The 3,969-nt window shown below is 45.6% G+C and carries 3 protein-coding genes and 1 pseudogene; 1 reads left to right on the top strand and 3 read right to left on the bottom strand.

The features are described from left to right. Positions 1-539: pseudogene (locus PX636_RS09590) on the bottom strand (hypothetical protein); the annotation flags it as partial. Positions 540-550: 11 nt separating this feature from the next. Between PX636_RS09590 and PX636_RS09585 the strand changes: the two are divergent. Beyond that, the gene (locus PX636_RS09585; RefSeq protein WP_288116936.1) at positions 551-943 is read left to right on the top strand and encodes a hypothetical protein; all 393 of its coding nucleotides are present in this window, start codon (positions 551-553) and stop codon (positions 941-943) included. 340 nt (positions 944-1,283) lie between these two features. On the opposite strand, the gene PX636_RS09580 is transcribed toward PX636_RS09585, so the two are convergent. Beyond that, a complete protein-coding gene (locus tag PX636_RS09580; RefSeq protein ID WP_190721823.1) occupies positions 1,284-1,547 on the bottom strand; it encodes a hypothetical protein in 264 nt (87 codons plus the stop codon). Positions 1,548-1,788: 241 nt separating this feature from the next. Next, positions 1,789-2,964: a calcium-binding protein gene (locus PX636_RS09575; protein WP_288116932.1), complete on the bottom strand. Its 1,176-nt coding sequence runs from the start codon at positions 2,962-2,964 to the stop codon at positions 1,789-1,791. Positions 2,965-3,969 lie beyond the last annotated feature (1,005 nt).

Below are 3,969 nucleotides of genomic sequence, written 5' to 3'. Positions count from 1 at the left end.
TCGATCGATCCCTGAATTCGAGCTAACCAAAAAAGAATAATTAATAGCCAAATAACAGCGATCAAATCTTTTCGGAGAGATTCGGGAATTCCCCGGACTAATAAACTTAGGGGTTGAAATTTTTGATGAAATTTCCGTTTAAATTGACTGACAATTGAATAGGATGGCAGGGGAGACAAAATCCAGAGGGTAAATGGAATCGCGAAGGCAACGGCAACCAGTGCCAGAAACGTTCGCAGCAACGCCCCGAAATCGCCACAGAAGACCTGTATCGGCACGAAAAGGAAGGAACGCAAGGGCAAGTCCAGACGGTTAATCTCAAGGCGAAACTAGCCGAAATAGGCCCACTGATAGATCCATCCCGTAAAATAGAGAAAAATCCCCAGCAAACCGAGAAGACTGGCGAAAGTTCCTAGTATCTGTGTTCCGGGAGGGGGAGAATTCGGAGCGCTCACGGCAAAATGTCCCTGATTGGCGTTTTCGATCGCTATCCTACTCGATCGATCGGGTTCTATCGCCAGTTCTTTGTATTTTATCAAGGAGAATAACCATGTCCATCGACGATCCCCGACAAGTTCGTTTGTTAATCGAGAAAATGGAAGCGAGTTTACCAATCCCTGTGCGTGCAACTCCCGAAACGTTAAAAATAGCTGAAACAAAAGGCGAGCGATACAAACCCGATCACCAGTTTTCGATCGATAAAATTTTCTACACTGGAGACGAGGGGGGAATTATTTGTTCCCTAAAAAATGAATCGGGAAAACAAACGGGTCTTATATGTTCTGTAACCCATCTACGCATCGATAACGATCATCCGTTAGCGGCGGATATTCAATCCTACCAGAAAAAGCGATCGATGCGGATCGCACTACAGGATGGCAAAACTGGAAAAGCCCTCCGTATTGCCAAACAAAACCGCCCGAACAAAGGTTTCGGAAAGTAAAAATATATTGACAAAAACCGCAGGTTGGGTTAGGAGTAGCGCTAACCCACCGAATCGAATTATCTTCGGGGAATAGGAATTTGATTAGTTCGTTGCTACCAGATCGTATTAACCGTTGATAATTGAATTTTTCGATCTCGGCTAATTAAGGGACCGTTTAAATATAGGGCGGTTGCCGCAATAATTCGATGTAAAGATACCAGATAACCGCATGAGTATCTAAGTAGCTGGTTATAATTAAATTTAAAATGGATTTCAGGTTCGATCCCCCCTGCCCCCCTTGATAAGGGGGGTGTCTGATAATTTTTAACGCCTACCTACTTAAAACTGCTTTTAACACTTAAATATCCTCTGCCGTAAAATCTCCCCACGCTTCTCGTCGGGTTTTATCGATATCTTCAGCCGAGGGAGCCTGTCCTAAATCGGCGCATATACCCCATAAAGAGGGACGGGGTTGATTAACTTCTGCCGATTCCGATGCCATTTCTGCGGTAATTTTTTCGATCAGTTGCCGTTTCTCGATCGAGGATAATTTTTCCACCCACCGCATTAGCTCTTGTAGAGTCATATTTCTATCGCTTACCGCATAAAGGAGTACCTTCATAAGTTTTAACATAAGGAGAAGATACAACGCTTCCCCTTTGACAATCCCGACGCTAAAACATGGAAAAACCCTCTAGAAAAAACCCCAGGGTGGGTTACGAGTAGCAGTAACCCACCTCATCCAAGATTGAAAACAGAACCAAGCAAATCCCGATCATTCAGGCAAGGTAAAGATGAAAAAACTCTACCCAATAATAACCGCAACTAGCCTAGTTTTTATCGCCTCTCTTGCCGGCTATCATCTACCCATAAACGAAGTGGGAATTGGTCATGCCAGCTGCGGCACCAGCCCCAACATTGGCAATTAGGGAACTACCGAGGACGGTGGAATCGTTATACCAGATGTCGCCGTTGGTGGTATTGACGTAGATGCCGGAGGGGGCTCCCAATAATCCCCCGGTGAACCCCGCTCCGCTGAAAAACGAAGCAGGGTTAAGGGGATTTCCAGGCAGAGGACCACCAGTAAAGCCCAGACCCTTGATACCCGGACTAATAAAGCCGACCAAGCTGCTGTCAAGACGGTCTGCCAGAACGATACTGTCATTGAGTACGGAGAAGCCGAAGATCAGATCACGGTTCGCTAGGCCAATTTCGTCGAGCCAGAATAAATCGCTTCCGGCAAAATCGACAAGGGTATCCTGACCCGAGCTACCATTGAGGGCGTCGTTGCCAAGGCCACCACCAAGGACATTGTTGCCAATGTTGCCCACGAGGATGTTGTTGGTGCCATTGCCAGTAGCGTTGATATTGGCACTTCCCGTCAGGATCAAGTTCTCAATCCCGAATCCTTGGGTACCCAATGTCCCCGGTGCTAGGGAATAGGTTACTGAGGACAATACCGTATCAGCCGTCCCACCTGGGGCAGTGTTCAAAAGTTCCCGGACGATGTCGCCGCTGTTGTCCACACCGTAGAGGTCGTCGCCATTACCACCATCCATCGAGTCAACACCAACACCACCATTGAGGATGTCGTTGCCATCTCCGCCATTGAGGAAGTCGTCGCCAAGGCCACCATCGAGGCTGTCGTTGCCCGCATTACCTATTAGGAAATCGTTGCCCGCATTACCTAGTAGGAGATCATCGCCATCATTACCAATGATTAAATCATTACCATCACCACCGTCAGAAGTGTCATTGCCAAGGCCACCATAGAGGGTGTCGTCGCCAAGTCCGCCATTGAGGGTGTCGTTGCCATCACCACCATCGAGGAAGTCGTTGCCAAGCCCACCATGGAGGGTGTCGCTGCCATCATCGCCATCGAGGAAGTCGTTGCCATTACCACCATCGAGGAAGTCGTCGCCATCATAGCCAAAAATGATATCATCGCCCCCCAGTCCACTGTACCACCCGATGACTCCAAGTGATGCGAAAAGTGGAGTAATGATGTTATTGAATATATCTCCCGTAATTAGAGGCATGAATTTAATTCTCCTTAACTATCAAGTAACTTTACATAGGGACGCTTATCTATTAGATAGCAATGTCGCCAGTGTTACAGAAAAAATATCTAAAAAGTACTTGGCAAAATAAATCTTAATATTAGCTGAGTTCGGGCTACAGCCTTGATCGTAAAGATGAATGATAGGGCATCGTCTTCTGTCGCCCGAAAACGAAAAGCTCATACCTCACCATTAAGATAACTGCTATAACTCTCTTCTGTTAGCGCAATCGCTGATCTGGTAGGGTGCGTGTTTGCGGAGATAATCTCTGATAAAAAACTCAAATTAACAATCCGCGCCCCACCCAGCAACTTGATCATTAAATTGGTGCGCTATGATTATAATAATTAGAGATGATCTGGAGTCAATCCTGTTAATTTAGCAATTCTTGCTAATATTTTCACGGCAAAGTATCCCTAATTTGCGCTTTTGATTGCTATCCTACTTGATCGGGTTCTATCGCCAGTTCTTTGTATTTTATCAAGGAGAATAACCGTGTTGATGGACGATTCCCGATTCGATGGTTTGTCGAGCCAAATTGGATAATCGTTGATCCGCGTAAAGATACCAGATAACCCCATGAGTATCTAAAACTGCTGCCGTTTCTCGATCGAGGATAATTTTCCCGCTACTGCGTAAAGGAGTAGCGGCTCTTCTGGTTTCTGTGTGGAAACGGGGTCTATACTGATAGTTTCTTCAGCAAAATAGTCCTAAAAGTCTTTCCCAGTAAACATTTCACGATTCTATAAGCAAAAATTATCACACAAAGTCGAGAAGAGCCGAGTAGCTTTATAAGTTTTAACATAAGGAGAAGATACAACGCTTCCCCTTTGACAATCCCGACGCTAAAATATGGAAAAAACCCTCTAAAAAAAACTGATCATTCAGGCAAGGTAAAGATGAAAAAACTCTACCCAATAATAACCGCAACTAGCCTAGTTTTTATCGCCTCTCTTGCTGGCTATCATCTACCAGCCACCGGCG

The organism is Microcystis sp. M53598_WE2, assembly GCF_030067735.1.
Taxonomy (GTDB): Bacteria; Cyanobacteriota; Cyanobacteriia; order Cyanobacteriales; family Microcystaceae; genus Microcystis; species Microcystis aeruginosa.
This window is presented reverse-complemented; position numbering and strand designations above follow the sequence as displayed.